This is a genomic window from Streptomyces sp. NPDC041713, from assembly GCF_055591085.1.
Genome location: NZ_JBVIZY010000005.1, coordinates 129504 through 147316, shown reverse-complemented (window position 1 = coordinate 147316; position 17813 = coordinate 129504). Strand labels below are relative to the sequence as shown.

General features: G+C 72.4%; 14 protein-coding genes. 9 read left to right on the top strand and 5 right to left on the bottom strand.

All coding sequences use genetic code 11. From position 1 onward, the window contains the following. Positions 1–14: 14 nt before the first annotated feature. A complete protein-coding gene (locus tag ACZ6CV_RS17110) occupies positions 15–1550 on the bottom strand; it encodes an MFS transporter (RefSeq protein WP_469252006.1) in 1536 nt (511 codons plus the stop codon). Positions 1551–2008: 458 nt separating this feature from the next. Here ACZ6CV_RS17110 and ACZ6CV_RS17105 point away from each other — a divergent pair, with 458 nt between their 5' ends. Further along, complete coding sequence (locus ACZ6CV_RS17105) at positions 2009–2797, top strand: ABC transporter ATP-binding protein (RefSeq protein WP_469251588.1); 789 nt, start codon at positions 2009–2011, stop codon at positions 2795–2797. Next, complete coding sequence (locus ACZ6CV_RS17100) at positions 2794–5376, top strand: ABC transporter permease (RefSeq protein WP_469251586.1); 2583 nt, start codon at positions 2794–2796, stop codon at positions 5374–5376. The genes ACZ6CV_RS17105 and ACZ6CV_RS17100 overlap by 4 nt, the downstream gene beginning before the upstream one ends. A gap of 119 nt (positions 5377–5495) precedes the next feature. Here the strand turns inward: ACZ6CV_RS17100 and ACZ6CV_RS17095 are convergent, their stop codons facing one another. The 3 genes from ACZ6CV_RS17095 to ACZ6CV_RS17085 form a co-directional block, all read right to left on the bottom strand. Then, the gene (locus ACZ6CV_RS17095) at positions 5496–6977 is read right to left on the bottom strand and encodes a DUF2079 domain-containing protein (protein WP_469251585.1); all 1482 of its coding nucleotides are present in this window, start codon (positions 6975–6977) and stop codon (positions 5496–5498) included. A gap of 78 nt (positions 6978–7055) precedes the next feature. Next, positions 7056–7553, bottom strand: a complete 498-nt coding sequence (locus tag ACZ6CV_RS17090) for a hypothetical protein (RefSeq protein WP_469251584.1) — start codon at positions 7551–7553, stop codon at positions 7056–7058. Then, complete coding sequence (locus ACZ6CV_RS17085; RefSeq protein ID WP_469251582.1) at positions 7546–8049, bottom strand: SigE family RNA polymerase sigma factor; 504 nt, start codon at positions 8047–8049, stop codon at positions 7546–7548. Before ACZ6CV_RS17085 ends, ACZ6CV_RS17090 begins: the two co-directional genes overlap by 8 nt. 287 nt (positions 8050–8336) lie before the next feature. Between ACZ6CV_RS17085 and mfd the strand changes: the two genes are divergently transcribed. From mfd to ACZ6CV_RS17070, 3 genes are all read left to right on the top strand, one after another. Beyond that, positions 8337–11891, top strand: coding sequence for a transcription-repair coupling factor (gene mfd, locus ACZ6CV_RS17080; protein WP_469251581.1), 3555 nt, complete (start codon positions 8337–8339; stop codon positions 11889–11891). A 315-nt stretch (positions 11892–12206) separates the two neighbouring features. Further along, positions 12207–13082, top strand: coding sequence for a helix-turn-helix domain-containing protein (locus ACZ6CV_RS17075; RefSeq protein ID WP_469251580.1), 876 nt, complete (start codon positions 12207–12209; stop codon positions 13080–13082). Between the two features lie 49 nt (positions 13083–13131). Next, complete coding sequence (locus ACZ6CV_RS17070) at positions 13132–13719, top strand: Uma2 family endonuclease (RefSeq protein ID WP_469251579.1); 588 nt, start codon at positions 13132–13134, stop codon at positions 13717–13719. Positions 13720–13743: 24 nt separating this feature from the next. On the opposite strand, the gene ACZ6CV_RS17065 is transcribed toward ACZ6CV_RS17070, so the two are convergent. After that, positions 13744–14175: a nuclear transport factor 2 family protein gene (locus ACZ6CV_RS17065; RefSeq protein ID WP_469251578.1), complete on the bottom strand. Its 432-nt coding sequence runs from the start codon at positions 14173–14175 to the stop codon at positions 13744–13746. Between the two features lie 184 nt (positions 14176–14359). Between ACZ6CV_RS17065 and ACZ6CV_RS17060 the strand changes: the two genes are divergently transcribed. From ACZ6CV_RS17060 to ACZ6CV_RS17045, 4 genes are all read left to right on the top strand, one after another. After that, positions 14360–15085, top strand: coding sequence for an MOSC domain-containing protein (locus ACZ6CV_RS17060; protein ID WP_469251577.1), 726 nt, complete (start codon positions 14360–14362; stop codon positions 15083–15085). Next, positions 15082–15807, top strand: a complete 726-nt coding sequence (locus ACZ6CV_RS17055; protein WP_469251576.1) for an HNH endonuclease family protein — start codon at positions 15082–15084, stop codon at positions 15805–15807. Before ACZ6CV_RS17060 ends, ACZ6CV_RS17055 begins: the two co-directional genes overlap by 4 nt. 298 nt (positions 15808–16105) lie before the next feature. Then, entirely contained in the window at positions 16106–16900 is a 795-nt protein-coding gene (locus tag ACZ6CV_RS17050; RefSeq protein WP_469251575.1) for an N-acetyltransferase, read from the top strand. Between the two features lie 229 nt (positions 16901–17129). Continuing rightward, the gene (locus ACZ6CV_RS17045; protein WP_469251574.1) at positions 17130–17798 is read left to right on the top strand and encodes a SurA N-terminal domain-containing protein; all 669 of its coding nucleotides are present in this window, start codon (positions 17130–17132) and stop codon (positions 17796–17798) included. Positions 17799–17813 lie beyond the last annotated feature (15 nt).

Here is a 17813-nt window from a genome sequence, read left to right as displayed (position 1 = left end):
GGACCAGGACCGGGTTACGCCCTGTCCTGTCTCTCCTGGAGTGCGGGTTTCTCCTGGAGTACGGGAAAGCGTCGCGGCGCCAGGAGGAGCAGGACGCCCAGGGCCAGTACGGCGGCGCATCCCGCCCCCAGGTACACCGCGTCCACGGCGGCGTCGACGGCCCGGCGCAGGGGTTCCGGGTCGGTGACGGCGCCGGGGTCGTCCAGGGCGCGCGCCACCGAGTCGAGGGAGCCGGACCCGCCGAGCCGTGCGCTCAGAACGCCGTTGGCCACCGCCCCGAACAGGGCCGCGCCGAGCGTCTGGCCGATCTGGCGGCAGAACAGCACGGAGGCGGTGGCGGTGCCGCGTTCGGCCCAGCCGACGGTGGACTGGACGCCGACGATCAGCGGCAGTTGGAAGAGTCCGAGGGCCGCGCCGAGCAGCAGCATGAGCAGGGCGGGCTGCCAGGCGGTGCCGGGGTAGGGCAGCAGGGGGAAGGTGAACAGGAATGCCGCGGCCGCCGAGATGCCGGTGACGGCGGTGTTGCGGAAGCCGATCCTGCGGTAGACGTGCTGGCTGAGCGCGGCAGAGACCGGCCAGCTCAGGGTCATCACGGAGAGCACGAATCCGGCGGCGACGGGCGCGAGTCCGAGGACGGACTGCGCGTACGTGGGCAGGAAGACGGTGGGTGCGACCATCAGCAGGCCGAGCGCGCCGAGGGCGAGGTTGACCGCGGCGATGGTGGGCCGGCGCCAGACCCAGCCGGGGATGATCGGGTCCGCGGCCCGGCGTTCGACGAGGACGACGACGGCGATCAGGGCGAGCCCGGTGGCGAAGAGCCCGAGGGAGGGCGCCGACAGCCAGTCCCAGGCGACGCCGCCCTGCACGAGGGCGGTCAGGAGGGTGCCGCCGCAGGCGAAGACGGCGAGCGCGCCGGGCCAGTCGACGCGGGCGCGCGGGACGGCGTCGCGGGCGGGTTCGTGCAGGTGGCGCACGATGAGCCAGAGCGCGACCAGGCCGATGGGCAGGTTGATGAGGAAGATCCAGCGCCAGTCCGCGTACGAGGCGATGAAGCCGCCGAGCGCGGGGCCCGCGACGGACGAAGTCGCCCACACCGTCGACAACTTGGCCTGGATCTTGGGGCGCTCCTTGAGGGGGTAGAGGTCGGCGGCGAGGGTCTGCACGGTGCCCTGGACGGCGCCGCCGCCGAGGCCCTGGACGACGCGGAAGGCGATGAGCGACTCCATGTTCCAGGCGAGCGCGCAGAGCACGGAGCCGAGCAGGAACAGGACGCAGCCCACGACGAGGACGGGCTTGCGGCCGAAGGTGTCGGAGAGCTTGCCGTAGACGGGCAGGGTGACGGTGGCCGCGAGGAGGTAGCCGGAGAACAGCCAGGAGAAGATCGAGAATCCGCCGAGGGCGCCCACGATCTGCGGGACCGCGGTGGAGACGATCGTGGCGTCGACGGCGGCCAGCGCCATGGCCAGCATCAGCGCCGCGACGACCGGGCCCCTGCCGCGCGCCGGGCGCGGCGCGGTGCCCGCCGCCGCGCCGGATGTCGCCCCGGATATCCCGCCGGGTGTCGCGCCCGGTGTCGCGTCCTGCGTGCCCACGGAAATCCCTTCCCCCTGCAACCAGTTGCTGCGGGTCACCTTCTCACCCGGTCCCGGGTGGAGGGCAGGGTGGAGGTGACCCTGAGACGTTCTCCACCGGCGGGTGGAGATCCCCTAGGGGTACCTCCGTACAACGGACCGGGGAGCGTTCGTCCCCCTGGAGGATGAGGCGGGCCCGGACGGTCCTTAGATTGGCTTTACGAGCCGGGCACGGGGCCGGCTCGGACAACCACACCACCGGGGGTGGGGTTTACCCCACCGGAAGAGTGCGCTGAGCACCAGCGCGCCGGACCCCTCACGGGCCCGAGACTGAGACCCGAAGGCGCACCGCACGGGACCGTGCGAGCGCCGCATCCACCGAAACCCGCGGCGCACGCACACCTGACGCCTCGCATGACCGACATAGGAGACTTACCGTGACAACGGCTGTGGCAACACCCAGGCACGGGGGCACTGGAGGACACACGGCCGTGGCGGCACGGGCGCGCCAGGTGGTCAAGGCGTACGGATCCGGGGAGACCCGCGTCGTCGCGCTCGACCACATCGACGTGGACATAGCCCGCGGGCAGTTCACCGCGATCATGGGCCCCTCCGGCTCCGGCAAGTCCACCCTGATGCACTGCCTCGCGGGCCTCGACACCGTCAGCAATGGGCAGATCTACCTGGACGAGACCGAGATCACCGGCCTCAAGGACAAGAAGCTCACCAAGCTGCGCCGGGACCGGATCGGCTTCATCTTCCAGGCGTTCAACCTGCTGCCGACCCTGAACGCGCTGGAGAACATCACGCTCCCGATGGACATCGCGGGCCGCAAGCCCGACCGGGCCTGGCTCGACCAGGTCGTGGAGACCGTGGGCCTCGCCGGGCGCCTCAAGCACCGCCCGACCGAGCTCTCCGGCGGCCAGCAGCAGCGCGTCGCCGTGGCCCGCGCGCTCGCCTCCCGGCCCGAGATCATCTTCGGCGACGAGCCGACCGGAAACCTCGACTCACGTGCCGGAGCGGAGGTGTTGGGCTTCCTGCGCCGCTCGGTGACCGACCTCGGCCAGACCATTGTGATGGTCACGCACGACCCGGTCGCCGCCTCGTACGCGGACCGCGTCCTGTACCTCGCCGACGGCCGGATCGTCGACGAGATGCACCACCCCACGGCCGACCAGGTCCTCGACCGCATGAAGTCGTTCGACGCCCGGGGGCGCACGTCATGACCGTCCTCAAGACCTCGATGCGCAACTTCTTCGCGCACAAGGGACGCATGGCGCTCTCCGGAGTGGCCGTCATCCTGTCGGTGGCGTTCGTGTGCGGCACGCTCGTCTTCTCCGACACCATGAGCACCACCTTCGACAAGCTCTTCGCGGCCACCTCCGCCGACGTCACCGTCAGCCCCAAGTCCGCCGGTGACGCGGGCGACACGCCCCGCAGCGGCAAGCCCGAGTCCCTGCCCGCCTCCGTCGTGAAGCGGGCGGAGAAGGCCGACGGTGTACGGGCGGCCGAGGGCGCGATCAGCAGCCAGAGCGTGACCGTCGTCGACGACGAGAACAAGAACATGGGCCCGACCAGCGGCGGCCCGACCATCGCGGGCAACTGGACGCGCAACGACCTGCGTTCGATGGACATCACCTCGGGCCACGCCCCGCGCGGCCCCACCGAGATCATGGTCGACGCCGACACCGCCGACAAGCACGACCTCAAGATCGGCGACGAGCTGCGCACGGTCGCCGCCGCCGGCGACCACACCGCGAAGATCTCCGGCATCGCCACCTTCAAGGTGACCAACCCCGGCGCCGCCATCTTCTACTTCGACACCGCCACCGCCCAGCGCGAACTCCTCGGCGCCACCGGCCGGTTCACGCACGTCAACCTCACCGCCGACGCGGGCGTCAGCGACACCCGGCTGCAGGCCGCCGTCGCGAAGACCCTGGGCAAGGCCCCGTACGACATCAAGACGCAGAAGGAGGCCGCGGACGACAACCGCAAGGACGTCGGCAGCTTCCTCGACGTCATGAAGTACGCGATGCTCGGCTTCGCCGGGATCGCCTTCCTCGTCGGCATCTTCCTCATCATCAACACCTTCTCGATGCTGGTCGCCCAGCGCACCCGCGAGATCGGCCTGATGCGGGCCATCGGCTCAAGCCGCAAGCAGGTCAACCGCTCGGTGCTCGTCGAGGCGCTGCTGCTCGGCGTCTTCGGCTCGGTCCTCGGCGTCGGCGCGGGCATCGGTCTCGCCGTCGGCCTGATGAAGCTGATGTCCGGCATGGGAATGGAACTGTCCACCGGCGACCTCACCGTCACCTGGACGACCCCCGTGATCGGCATGGTCCTCGGCGTCGTCGTCACCGTCGTCGCCGCCTACCTGCCCGCACGCCGGGCCGGCAAGGTCTCGCCGATGGCCGCGCTGCGCGACGCGGGCACCCCGGCCGACGGCCGCTCCAGCGCCCTGCGCGCCGTCCTCGGCCTGGTCCTCACCGGCGCCGGCGGCTTCGCCCTCTACACCGCGTCGCAAGCCGACAAGGCGAGCGAGGGCTCGCTGTTCCTCGGCGGCGGCGTCGTGCTCACCCTCGTCGGCTTCGTCGTCATCGGCCCCGTCCTCGCCTCCGGCGTGGTCCGCGTCATCAGCGCGGTGCTGCTGCGGATGTTCGGCCCTGTCGGACGGATGGCCGAGCGCAACGCGCTGCGCAACCCGCGCCGCACCGGCGCCACCGGCGCGGCCCTGATGATCGGCCTCGCGCTGGTCGCCTGCCTCTCCGTCGTCGGCTCCTCGATGGTCGCCTCGGCCACCGACGAGCTCGACAAGTCGGTCGGCGCCGACTTCATCGTCCAGCCCACGCAGCCCGGCATCTCCATCACCGAGAAGGCCGCCGCGGCCCTCGGCAAGGCCGACCACATCGCGCACATCACCCGCTACAAGCAGATCGACGCGGACCTGACCACCCCCGCGGGCAAGACCGTGGACGACGTCGGCCTGAGCGCCGCCGACCCCTCCTACGCCACCGACCTGCGCCGCGAGACCACCGCGGGCAAACTGTCCGCCGCCTACGGCCCGAACGCCATGTCGGTCGGCGACGCGTTCGCGAAGAAGCACGGCCTGAAGGTCGGCGACGAGCTGAGGATCGCCTTCGACCACGGCAGGACGGCGAAGCTGCGGCTCGCCGCGGTCACCTCCGACGACACCTCCGTCGACAAGGGGGCGATGTACCTCAACATCACGACGATGGAGAAGTACGTCCCCGCCGACCGCATCCCGCAGAACGACATGATGTTCGCCTCGGCCGACAAGGGCCAACAGGACGCCGCGTACGCCTCGTTGAAGAAGTCCCTGGAGAAGTACCCGCAGTACAAGGTGATGGACCAGACCGACTTCAAGCAGACCCTGAAGGACCAGGTCGGCCAGCTCCTGAACATCGTCTACGGCCTGCTCGGCCTCGCGATCATCGTCGCGATCCTCGGTGTGGTGAACACCCTGGCCCTGTCGGTGGTGGAGCGCACCCGGGAGATCGGCCTGATGCGGGCGATCGGCCTCTCGCGCCGCCAGCTGCGCCGCATGATCCGCATGGAGTCGGTGGTCATCGCCCTCTTCGGCGCGCTGCTCGGCCTCGGGCTCGGGATGGGCTGGGGCGCCACGGCGCAGAAGCTGCTCGCCCTGGAGGGCCTGAAGGTCCTGGAGATCCCCTGGCCGACGATCATCGCGGTCTTCGTCGGGTCGGCGTTCGTGGGCCTGTTCGCGGCGCTGGTCCCCGCCTTCCGGGCCGGCCGGATGAACGTCCTCAACGCCATCGCCACCGAATAGCCATCACCGAAGAGCCATCGCCACCGAAGAGCCACCGCCACGGGGGTGCGGGGGACCTGGCCCCGGCGGGCGCGCACAGCGCCTGCCGGGGCCGGCTGCCGTTCGCGCCGCCCGCGGGGTCAGTCCCGGCGCAGCAGCACGTACCCGTAGGCGGTGTCCTCCAGGACGTACCGCGTGCCGGGGTGCAGGGAGTTGGCGTACTTGACCGGGTCCTTGGTCCAGCCGTCCCGGACGTCCAGGGCGACGTAGCGGGGCACGACCGGGCGGGCCGCGCCCACCCAGAAGACCCGGGCGCGCGAGGTCAGCCGGCTGATCGGGCCGATGTTCGCCTCGACCGTGGCCCCGTCGGGGATGCGCCCCAGCATCCGGTCCACGGCCGCGATCCGCCCGCTCTTCTCGTACGTCGCCGCCTCGGTGACGCCCGCGAGCGGCAGCGCCGTGGTGAGGGCGAGCGCGGCGGCCGCGACGCAGGCCGGCAGGCGGTCGGCGTACCGGCGCAGCCAGCTTCGGCCGCTGCGGCGCGCGGTGTGGGCGGCGTCGGCGAGGGCGAGCAGGACGACCGGCATCAGGACGGCGCTGTAGTGCCAGTCGGTGCCCCAGTAGTGGTCGTCGCCGGAGAGGAAACGCCAGCCGAGGGTGGGCAGCGCGATCAGGAGCAGCGGCGAGCGCAGGGCGAGCAGCCCGGTGGTGGGCAGCAGCAGCCAGAGCAGGGTGCGCAGCTTGGTGCCGGTGCCGTCGAGGATCCCGGCGCCGCCGGAGTCGCCGACCTTGTCCCAGTAGTCGTACGCGCCGACCGAGTTGAAGGCCGGGATGACCAGGGTGAGGGTGACGAGGGTGGCGACGGCGCCGAACGCGGCGACGCCGAGGGCGTAGGGCAGGGCCTTGGGGTCGGTGCGCCGGCAGCGGATCGCCACGACCACGGCGATGGCCGCGAGCGTCATGCCGAGGTCCTCCTTGACGAGGACGAGCGGCAGCGCCCAGAGGAGGGCGGCCCGCCACCGCCGGCGCAGCAGCGCCTCCAGGGAGAAGGCGATCAGCGGCAGCGCGAAGCAGATCTCGTGGAAGTCGAAGTCGACGGCGCGCTGGACGCCCCACGACAGCCCGTACGCGACACCGATCGCCGCACCGGAGGCGCGCCCGAGGAGCCGGGTGGCGGCGCGGGTGACGGGCACGACGGAGACGGCGACGAGCAGCGCCTGCGCGACGAGCAGCGTGATGGGCGAGGGGAAGAGCCGGTAGAAGGGGGCGAGGAGGGCGGTGACGGGGCTGAAGTGGTCGCCGAGGATGTTGGCGCCGGGCCCCTTGAGGTCGGCCACCGGCGTCTGCAGGTGCGCGTAGGCGCGGACGGCCTGTTCGAAGATGCCGAGGTCCCAGGAGCGGCTCTCCATGCGCCGGTAGCGGCCGACGGACACGATCGTGTACGCGGCGAACAGGGCGGCCGCGAGCAGCAGCGGGGCGCGGTCCCAGAGCCGGTCGGCCCTGGTGGGGGCGGTGTCGGCGGGCGCCGGGCCGTCCGCGGCTGCGGACGGAATCCGGTCCCGCCCCGGTATGAGCTCGTCGGCACGCTCCGGGGCGGTGGCGTCGGGGTGGGCTCCGGGCATGGGGTGGCTTCCTGGTGAGAGTGAGAGTGCGGGTGCGGGTTGGTGTGACGTGCGGGCAGTGGGTCCGGGATCCAGGACTCAGCCTCCCGTGTCCGTGGGCGTGGCCGTCGGCGGGGTCGTCGCGAGGGCGGTGGACGACCGGGAGGACGAGGGTCGGCCGGAGGGGGGCGGGGTCGTGGCCGGTGGCGCGTCCCGCCCGGCGGTCAGGCGGCCGGTGGGCGTGAGGGACGGGGGCGTGCGGGTGGCGGGTGTCTGGGGGGAGCGCGTCAGGGGGGAGGGCGAGCCGTCGGCGCGGGAGGACTCCGGCACCGAGGCCGACCTCGTGGGGCTCGGGGGCACCGCGGGCCCGACCGGCGCGCCGCCCCGGCCGAGCTGGACCGAGGCGAGCGCGGCGCCGCCGGACACCAGGCACACCGCGAGGGCGGCGGTCACCGCGTAGACGCGGCGCCTGCGGCGGGCGCCGCGCGCGGTCACCTGTCCGGCGGGCGCCGGCGCGGCGGCCAGGGCGCCCGTGTCGGCGGCCCGCTTCAGCGCGCCGGCGAGCCGGTCGTCGGCCGGGGTCCTGGGCTCAGTCACGGTGCTCCTCCGGGGTGAGCGCGTCGTCGAGATGCGGCGCGAGGGCCGCCCTGGCACGGGACAGATGGGACTTCACGGTCCCCGCCGCGATCCCGGTCTCCGCGGCGACCTGCTGGACGGACAGGTCGCACACGTAGTGCAGCACCGCTACCCGCCGCTGCCGCTCGGACAGCCGCCGCAACGCGGCGACCAGCGCGACCGTCCCGGGATCCGGTTCGGGTGCGGTGCCCGGCCGCTCCCCGTGGTGGCGCCGCCAGGCGTCCGCGGCCCGCCCGCGCCGCCGCCACCGGCTCACCGCGAGGCGCCACGCGACGGTCCTGATCCACGCCTCGGGCCCGGCGTCCCGCTCCAGGCGGGAGCGGCGGGCCCAGGCGCGCACGAAGGCCTCCTGGACCACGTCCTGCGCCTCGTGGAGGTCGCCCGTCATCAGATACACCTGCCCGACCAGCGGTCTCACGGAGTGCGCGTAGAACGCCTCGAACTCCTCGTCGGTCAAGTGGTCTCCAGATGCGTGCGGTGCGCGTGCGGTAGGTACGTCGTACGGCGCGGGGTCCTCGAATGCAGTACGCCTCGGACACCTGCCCGGTTTACACGGTGGGGCCGGGAATTTTCGGACAGGTATTTTCCGGACATTGTGCGGGGTGCTCGGGGCGGGCCGCGCCGATCAGCGCGGAGTCGTACGCTGGAGACCCCCGGCCCGTACGACGTGCCGGGCGGTTCGCGTTGCCCACCCACGCCGGTTGTCGCCCACCACTCCGGTTTATCTGGACGGAAAAAGCCTCCATGAGCCTGCACGGTCTGCTCGACGCCGTCGTCAAGGACGCGGCACTCGCCGAAGCGGCCAAGGCCGCGACCGACGGCCACCGCATGCACGTCGACCTGGTCGGCCCGCCCGCGGCCCGGCCCTTCGCGGTGGCCGCGCTGGCCCGTGAGTCCGGCCGCACCGTCCTCGCCGTGACGGCCACGGGCCGGGAGGCCGAGGACCTCGCCGCGGCGCTGCGCACGATCCTGCCGCCGGACGGCATCGCGGAGTACCCCTCCTGGGAGACGCTGCCGCACGAGCGGCTCTCGCCCCGCTCCGACACGGTCGGCCGCCGCCTCGCGGTCCTGCGCCGGCTCGCCCACCCGCGCCCCGACGACCCGGAGACCGGCCCGGTCTCGGTGATCGTGGCGCCGGTCCGCTCGGTGCTCCAGCCGCAGGTCAAGGGGCTCGGCGACCTGGAGCCGGTGGCGCTGCGCACCGGGCGGAGCGCCGATCTGAACGAGGTCGTCGAGGCGCTCGCGGCGGCCGCGTACTCCCGCGTCGAGCTGGTCGAGAAGCGCGGCGAGTTCGCCGTGCGCGGCGGCATCCTCGACGTCTTCCCGCCCACCGAGGAACACCCGCTGCGCGTGGAGTTCTGGGGCGACGACATCGAGGAGATCCGTTACTTCAAGGTCGCCGACCAGCGCTCCCTGGAGGTCGCCGAGCACGGCCTGTGGGCGCCGCCCTGCCGCGAGCTGCTGCTCACCGAGGACGTACGGGAGAAGGCCGCCGCCCTCGCCGACGAGCACCCGGAGCTGGGCGAGCTGCTCGGGAAGATCGCCGAGGGCATCGCCGTCGAGGGCATGGAGTCGCTGGCGCCGGTCCTGGTGGACGACATGGAGCTGCTCCTCGACGTGCTGCCGAAGGGGTCCATGGCGGTGGTCTGCGACCCGGAGCGGGTGCGCACCCGCGCGGCCGACCTCGTCGCGACCTCGCAGGAGTTCCTGCAGGCCAGCTGGGCGGCGACGGCGGGCGGCGGCGAGGCGCCCATCGACGTGGACGCCGCGTCGCTCCGGGGCATCGCGGACGTCCGCGACCACGCGCGCGAGCTCGGCATGATGTGGTGGTCGGTGTCGCCCTTCGCCGCCGACGAGGCCCTGACACAGGACGCCGACGCGCCGGGGGACGACCACACCCTCAAGCTCGGCATGCACGCCACCGAGACCTACCGCGGCGACACCGCGAAGGCGCTCGCCGACACCAAGGGCTGGCTCGCCGACGGCTGGCGCACCGTCTACGTCACCGAGGGCCACGGCCCCGCCGCCCGTACCGTCGAGGTGCTCGGCGGCGAGGGCATCGCGGCCCGCCTCGACGGCGACCTCGGCGAGCTGACGCCTTCCCTGGTGCACGTCTCCTGCGGCTCCATCGACTACGGCTTCGTCGACCCGGCGCTCAAGCTCGCCGTGCTCACCGAGACCGACCTGTCCGGCCAGAAGGCGGCCGGCAAGGACGGCCAGCGGATGCCGGCCCGCCGCCGCAAGACGATCGACCCGCTGACCCTGGAGGCCGGCGACTACATCGTCCACGAGCAGCACGGCGTGGGCCGCTACATCGAGATGGTGCAGCGCACCGTGCAGGGGGCCACCCGCGAGTACCTCGTCGTGGAGTACGCGCCCGCCAAGCGCGGCCAGCCCGGCGACCGGCTCTACATCCCCACCGACCAGCTGGAGCAGATCACCAAGTACGTGGGCGGCGAGGCCCCCACCCTGCACCGGCTCGGCGGCGCCGACTGGACGAAGACGAAGGCGCGGGCGAAGAAGGCGGTCAAGGAGATCGCCGCCGACCTCATCAAGCTGTACTCCGCGCGGATGGCGGCCCCCGGCCACGCGTTCGGCTCCGACACGCCCTGGCAGCGCGAGCTGGAGGACGCCTTCCCGTACGTGGAGACGCCCGACCAGCTGACCACCATCGCCGAGGTCAAGGAGGACATGGAGAAGACGGTCCCGATGGACCGGCTGATCTGCGGCGACGTCGGTTACGGCAAGACGGAGATCGCGGTCCGCGCCGCCTTCAAGGCGGTCCAGGACGGCAAGCAGGTCGCGGTCCTGGTCCCCACCACCCTCCTGGTGCAGCAGCACTTCGGCACGTTCTCCGAGCGGTACTCGCAGTTCCCGGTCAGCGTGAAGGCGCTCAGCCGCTTCCAGACGGAGACGGAGTCCAAGGCGACCCTCGAAGGGCTGCGCGAGGGCTCGGTCGACATCGTCATCGGCACCCACCGCCTGTTCTCCTCCGAGACGAAGTTCAAGGACCTCGGCCTGGTCATCGTCGACGAGGAGCAGCGCTTCGGCGTCGAGCACAAGGAGCAGCTGAAGAAGCTCCGCGCCAACGTCGACGTGCTCACCATGTCGGCGACCCCCATTCCCCGTACGCTCGAAATGGCCGTCACCGGCATCCGCGAGATGTCGACGATCACCACGCCGCCCGAGGAGCGCCACCCGGTGCTCACCTTCGTCGGCCCGTACGAGGAGAAGCAGATCGGCGCGGCCGTCCGCCGCGAACTCCTGCGCGAGGGCCAGGTCTTCTACATCCACAACCGCGTCGAGTCCATCGACCGCGCGGCGGCCCGGCTGCGGGACATCGTCCCCGAGGCGCGGATCGCCACCGCCCACGGCCAGATGTCCGAACAGGCCCTGGAGCAGGTGGTGGTGGACTTCTGGGAGAAGAAGTTCGACGTGCTCGTCTCGACGACGATCGTCGAGTCCGGCATCGACATCTCCAACGCCAACACGCTGATCGTGGAGCGCGGCGACAACTTCGGCCTCTCCCAGCTGCACCAGCTGCGCGGCCGGGTGGGGCGCGGCCGCGACCGGGGGTACGCGTACTTCCTCTACCCCCCGGAGAAGCCGCTCACCGAGACCGCCCACGAGCGCCTCGCGACGATCGCCCAGCACACCGAGATGGGCGCGGGCATGTACGTGGCGATGAAGGACCTGGAGATCCGCGGCGCGGGCAACCTCCTCGGCGGCGAGCAGTCCGGCCACATCGCGGGCGTCGGCTTCGACCTCTACGTCCGCATGGTCGGCGAGGCGGTGGCCGACTACCGCGCGTCGCTGGAGGGCGGCGTGGAGGAGGAGCCGCCGCTGGAGGTCAAGATCGAGCTCCCCGTCGACGCGCACGTCCCGCACGACTACGCGCCCGGCGAGCGGCTGCGCCTGCAGGCCTACCGCGCCATCGCGTCCGCCACCACGGAGGAGGACGTCAAGGCGGTACGGGAGGAACTCACCGACCGCTACGGCAAGTTGCCGGAGCCGGTGGAGAACCTCCTCCTGGTGGCGGGCCTGCGCATGCTGGCCCGCGCCTGCGAGGTCGGCGAGATCGTCCTGCAGGGCAACAACATCCGCTTCGCCCCCGTGGACCTGCGCGAGTCGCAGGAACTCCGCCTGAAGCGGCTCTACCCCGGCACGGTCATCAAGGTGACCGCCCAGCAGGTCCTCGTCCCCCGCCCGAAAACAGCGAAGGTGGGCGGCAAGCCACTGGTCGGCCGCGAACTGCTCGGCTGGGTAGGAGAGTTCCTCACCACGATCCTGGGCTCCTAGGCGCCCCGCTTTCCGCGTCTTGCCTGGTCGCCGGGTCGCGGACGTCCGCGACCCGGTCCGCCGCGAACCGGCTCACTGGGACCTGGTCGTCGGCGACGTAAAAGCCTGAAAGACCTGGGGGAATCACCTCCCCACCAACCCGGCCCGGAGCCGTTCGCGGCTCGTCACTCGCGCGGGTGACATTCGCCAACTGGGCTGGAACTCGCGGCTGTTCGCGGGCATATGCTCGCCGCGACAACCGCAGACGTGTGACGGCCCTCGGTGGGACTGGCATCCCGGCCGAGGGCCTGACCTTGAGGAAGAAAAGGCTTCCCCATGGCTTTCGCCCAGCCTAGCGCGCCCCCGTGCGCCCAGTCCGCCGTACCGGCCGACACCCCCCGATCCGGTGTCGTCCACATCAACTCGCGCCACACGGCCCGCTACACGGTCATCGGCAATCACCTCGCCCAGCACCGCGGCCTCTCCCTCCTCGCGATCGGGCTCGCCGTCCACATCCAGTCGCTGCCGGCCGGGGCCCGCATCGGCATCAAGTTCCTCGCCGCCCGTTTCCCCGAGAGCGAGCACCGCATCGCCGGGGCCCTGCGGGAGCTGGAGCGGCACGGCTACCTCGCCCGTACGCGGGAGCGGCTGCCCGGTGGCCGGGTGGTGACCCGGACGGTCTCGTACAACCAGCCGGGCACCCACCCGCACCCTGACACGCGCCCGCACCCCGACGCCCGGACGGCCCCGCCCGCCCCGGACCCGGCGCCGACACCCCGGCCCGCGCCCGCGCCGGGGAGCGCCGTCGCGGAACCCGTCTCCGAGGTGGACCTGCCCGAACCGGCCACCCCGGACCTGGACCGGCACCGCACCGCCGTCACGCTCCTCGCGGACCTGTACCGCCACGAGCCCCGGCTGCTGCTCGCCGAGCGGGACGTCCGCCGGCTGGCGCCCGGCGCCGCGGCCTGGCTGGAACGCGGGGCCGCCCCCGACGCCGTACGCCGCACCCTGACCGCGAACCTCCCCGAGGGCCTGCGACACCCGGCCGCCCTGCTGGCCCACCGCCTCACCGCGCTGCTGCCGCCACCGCTGCCCGCGCGGCCACGGCGGCCCGACCCGCTCCAGACCTGCGAAGCCTGCGACCGCGCCTTCCGCGCACCGCAGCCGGGCCACTGCCGCGGCTGCCCACCCGAGGCGGCGGACGCCGCCTAGCATGAACGTGACGACCCTTGCCCCAGGGCACAGACGAGGAGCGCACGCCATGACCATCGCCCCGGACAGCTCGCGGAACGGCAGCTCCCAGTACCGGGCGATGCGTGAGGTCGTCGAGCACGCGTGGGACGGCCTTCCCGGAAAATTCGAGATCACCAAGGAAGGAATCGTCCACGACATGATGACGCCAGGGGGCCCGCACGAGGTGACGGCGGCCCATATCAGCCGCCGTCTGGAACGGCGGATGCCTGACGAACTGCTGGCACACACCGGGACACCGGATGTGGAACACGAACCCGAGGGCATCCTCCGCCACCCGGACGTGATCGTGCTCGCGTGGACCGACCTCGACGTCGAAGGCTCCGTCGACCCCCGCACCCTCATCGCCGCCATCGAGATCGTCTCGCGCTCGACCCCCGAGAACGACTGGGTCGGCAAGACCCGCGACTACCCGCTCCTCGGCATCCCGGTGTACGCGATCTTCGATCCCCGCACCGGCACGGGGGCGGTCCTCTCCGACATCCACACCACGCCCGACGGGCCGCGCTACGCCACCCGCAAGGAGTTCGTCTACGGCGAGGACGTCACCATCGCCGAGTGGACCATCTCCACGGAGGGCCTGCCCCGCTACGAGTGAGGGCCCGAGGCTCCGTGAATCGGCTCAGTCCACGGTGCACGCCTGCGCGATCGACAGGCTGTTCTCGTAGAGGTGGTGCCGGGTGATCCGGCCGTTCTCCACCGTCAGGTGCAGGGCGAAGGGGCCCTCGAAGGTCTTGCCGGTGGCGCGGACGCGGCCGGAGAGGTGGCCCATCAGGACCGCGTCCGTACCGTCCACGAGGAAGGTGTCGACGGAGGCGCGGGCGTCCTCGGCCACCGTGTGCTCCGCCAACTCCGCGGACTGGGCGGCGCATTCGGCGCCGGTGGAGCGGGGGCGGATCCACGGCACGGCCGGGTTCTCGGCGAGCAGCCAGTCGACGTCGTCGGCGAAGATCTCCACCATCCGGGCGGTGTCACCGGCCATGCGCGCGGCGAGGAATTCCTGGACGACGGCGCGGGTGGCGTCGGCCGTGCGCGTGGCGTGCGTGGCGGTCATGGTCCCTCCCCGGGACTCGGAGCGGATCGGCTGAGGGGACAGAGCCTGCCGGGAAGAGCGGGTGCGGTCGATTACCGCTGAGGTAATGGTGTGCGGGCGAGCTCCTCGTCACGCCGCCGCGTGAGCGCGTCGGCGGCGTCGTACCGTGGGGGCCGGGATTCCGCCCAGGGGAGGGGAGAGCGTCGTGACGCTCAAGGTCGTGGGTTTGTGCCGGTTTCCGGTGAAGTCGATGCTGGGCGAGGAGCACGAGCGGCTCGACGTCGGCCCGCGTGGCGTCGTCGGCGACCGCGAGTGGGCCCTGCGCCACCCCGACGGCAAGCTGGGCAGCGGCAAGAACCACGCCCGCTTCCGCCGCGTGCGCGGGATGCTCGAGCACTACGCGACGTACGAGGGGGACGGCACGTCGTCGCCCGTCGTCACCGCACCGGACGGCGCCACGCTGCGCCCCGGCGACCCGCGGATCCCCGAGCGCTTCGGCGCGGGCGTCGAACTGGTCCGGGAGGGCGAGACGAGCCACAAGGACGTCTCCCCGGTCTCGATCGTCGGCACGGCGTCGCTCCGCGCGCTGGCCGACCTGCTGGGCGACGCCGACCCCGTCGACGTACGGCGGTTGCGCAAGAACGTCGTCGTGGAGACCGAGGAGCCGTGGATCGAGGAGGACTGGGTGGGCCGCGAGATCGTCATCGGCGGCAGCAGCGGAAACAGTGGTCAGGAGGGCGGCCCGCTGCGGCTGCGCGGCCTGCAACGCGTGAAGCGGTGCGTCATGGTCACCCAGGCCCAGCCCGGCCTGCCCGAGGACAACCGGGTCCTGAAGACCCTCACCACCGCCCGCGGCATGTGCATCGGGCTGCACACGGACGTGGTGGCGCCCGCGCCGATCGCTCTCGGCGACACGCTGGTCGTCCGGTGAACCGGCGTACCACCGTGGCCCTGCTCGCCACCCTCGCCGTGCCCGCGCTCCTCACCGGCTGCGAGGGCGTGGACCAGGACAAGGCGGAGGGGGGCGCCGCGGGGCCCGGCGCGCGGGCGGGCTCCGCGCTCGCCGCCGTCGACGCGCTGACCGTCAAGGGCCGTGCGCCCAAGACCGGTTACGCCCGTGAGCGGTTCGGCACGGCCTGGGCCGACACCGACTCCAACCACTGCCCGACCCGCGACGACATCCTCAAACGCGACCTCAAGGACGTCAGGTACCAGGGCGGCGACTGCCGGGTGTCGGCCGGGACGCTCGCGCCCGACCCGTACACCGGCCGGGACGTGACGTTCCGTCGGGGCCGCAGCCAGGTCGACATCGACCACCTCGTGGCGCTCTCGGACGCCTGGCAGAAGGGCGCGTTCCGCTGGGAGCCGAGCAAACGGATCGCCTTCGCGAACGACCCCCTCAACCTGCTCGCCGTCGACGCCGGCACGAACCGCGGCAAGAGCGACGGCGACACGGCGACCTGGCTGCCGCCGAACAAGAGGTTCCGCTGCGTGTACGTGGCCGGGCAGGTCGCGGTGAAGAAGAAGTACGGGGTGTGGGTGACCGAAGCGGAACGGACCGCCATGAAAAGGGTGTTGACCACCTGCCCCGAACAAAACCTCCCCCAAAGCCAAACCCCGACCACGGCCCCACCCCGCTTCCACGCCCGCTGAGCCCGACCCCGAGGGCCCCGCAGGGGCCTTTCAGGGGCGCGGGGAACTGCGCGATCAACCCCCACGCACGCGCGGAATCCAACGACCGCAACCCACCCGGGGCCCCGGAGGGGCCTTTAAGGGGCGCGGGGAACGGCGCGATCAGCCCCCACTCACGCGCGGAATCCAACGACCGCAACCCACCCGGGGCCCCGGAGGGGCCGTCCAGGGGCGCGGGGAACTGCGCGCCCAGCCCCGACGCACGCGCGGCCGGAAAACCCGATACCCCCCGCCCCGCGGACCCCGTACCGTCCGCCCCATGGACCTGAAGATCACCACCCTGGCCGAGCGGCCCGACCTCGCGGGTCCGGCCTGGCGCATGGCCGAGGACTGGCCGGAGTTCATCCTGCACGACCCCGTCGGCTGGTCGCTGATAGGCCGGATCGTCGCGGAACTCCCGGAGTACGTCCTGGTAGCCACCGACGAGGACGCCCCCACCGGCACCGGCACCGGCACCGGCACCGGCACCGACGCGGGCGACGCGAAAGTCCTGGCCCGCGCCTTCAGCGTCCCGCTCGCCCTGCGCGACCGCACCGGCGGCGACCTGCCCGACGGCGGTTGGGACCAGGTCATGCTGTGGGCCTTCTCCGACCTGCGGCACGGCAAGCAGGCGGACACCGTCAGCGCCATCGAGATCACCGTCGACGAGACCGCACGCGGCAAAGGCCTCTCCGGACGGATGCTCGCGGCCATGCGCGACAACGCCCGCGCCCGCGGCTTCACCGAGGTCGTCGCGCCCGTACGCCCCAACGCCAAGCACCTCGAACCGACCGCACCGATCGACGAGTACGCGTACCGCACCCGCGAGGACGGCCTCCCCTACGACCCGTGGCTGCGGGTGCACGTGCGGGCGGGCGGCGTCATCGACAAGGTCGCGCACGCCTCCATGACCGTGTCGGGGTCGACCGCGCAGTGGCGCGAGTGGACCGGACTGCCCTTCGACGCGGAGGGCCCGGTCGATGTACCGGGCGCCCTGGTGCCGGTGCACTGCGAACCGGCGCGCGGCTACGGCGTGTACGTCGAGCCGAACGTCTGGGTCCGGCACGCCGTGTGACGCCCGCACGCCGCAACGCGCCCGCCCGCCGCAAGGCCCCCCCGCCGGAGACCACCGTTTCGGACACGTGCGCGGCCGGCGCTCGTACGGCGGGGCGAGGGTGCCCCAACCCCCGGGAAATCGTTGGTCGAATAGGTGTCGAATGGCTGGCCGAGACGACGGCCACTGCCTAACATCGATCACCGCAAGACTTTGTGCACCGCCGCACAATCTCCAACGGGAGGCTTCCTTGCACTGCCGTCGTCGCACAGCGCTCATCCTCTCCGCGGCCGCCGTCGCCGCGGCCCCCCTCCTGACCGCCTGCGGCAGCGAGGCGCACCCAGGGGCCGCGGCCGTCGTCGGCGGCGACCGCATCACGGTCGCGCAGCTGGAGGGCCGGGTGAACGAGGTGCGCGACGCGCAGCGTGCCGCGGTCCCCGACGACGCGCAGTACGCGCAGGCCATCGCCAAGTCCGGCGGCCTCACCCGCTCCACGCTGCACACCATGGTCCTGGACAAGGTGCTGCACCGCGCGGCCACCGACGCCGGCGTCGACGTCACGCGCCGCGACATCCAGACCATGCGCACCGGCCTCGAACAGCAGGCCGGTGGCCGCAAGGCCCTGGAGCGCGGCTGGCTGCAGCAGTACAGCGTCGCCCCCGCCCGCCTCGACGAGAGCCTGCGCACCGAGATCGAGGCGCAGAAGCTCGCCCGGAAGCTGGGCGCGGACATGAACTCGCCGCAGGGCCAGGCGCTCTTCTGGAAGGCGCTCTCCGGCGCCTCCAAGAAGCTCGACATCGATCTGAACCCGCGGTACGGCACGTGGGACGTCGACAAGAACAAGCGCACGGACACGAAGACGCCGTGGCTGCGGCAGGTCTCGGAGACCGGGGCGTCCCAGCAGGAGCAGCGGGCCTGACCGGCCGGGTGGTGT

Coding starts and splice junctions, on each gene's coding strand:
- ACZ6CV_RS17095 (WP_469251585.1), bottom strand. CDS start 6,977: ATGCCCGGAGCCCACCCCGACGCCACCGCCCCGGAGCGTGCCGACGAG.
- ACZ6CV_RS17100 (WP_469251586.1), top strand. CDS start 2,794: ATGACCGTCCTCAAGACCTCGATGCGCAACTTCTTCGCGCACAAGGGA.
- mfd (WP_469251581.1), top strand. CDS start 8,337: ATGAGCCTGCACGGTCTGCTCGACGCCGTCGTCAAGGACGCGGCACTC.
- ACZ6CV_RS17050 (WP_469251575.1), top strand. CDS start 16,106: ATGGACCTGAAGATCACCACCCTGGCCGAGCGGCCCGACCTCGCGGGT.
- ACZ6CV_RS17075 (WP_469251580.1), top strand. CDS start 12,207: ATGGCTTTCGCCCAGCCTAGCGCGCCCCCGTGCGCCCAGTCCGCCGTA.
- ACZ6CV_RS17065 (WP_469251578.1), bottom strand. CDS start 14,175: ATGACCGCCACGCACGCCACGCGCACGGCCGACGCCACCCGCGCCGTC.
- ACZ6CV_RS17070 (WP_469251579.1), top strand. CDS start 13,132: ATGACCATCGCCCCGGACAGCTCGCGGAACGGCAGCTCCCAGTACCGG.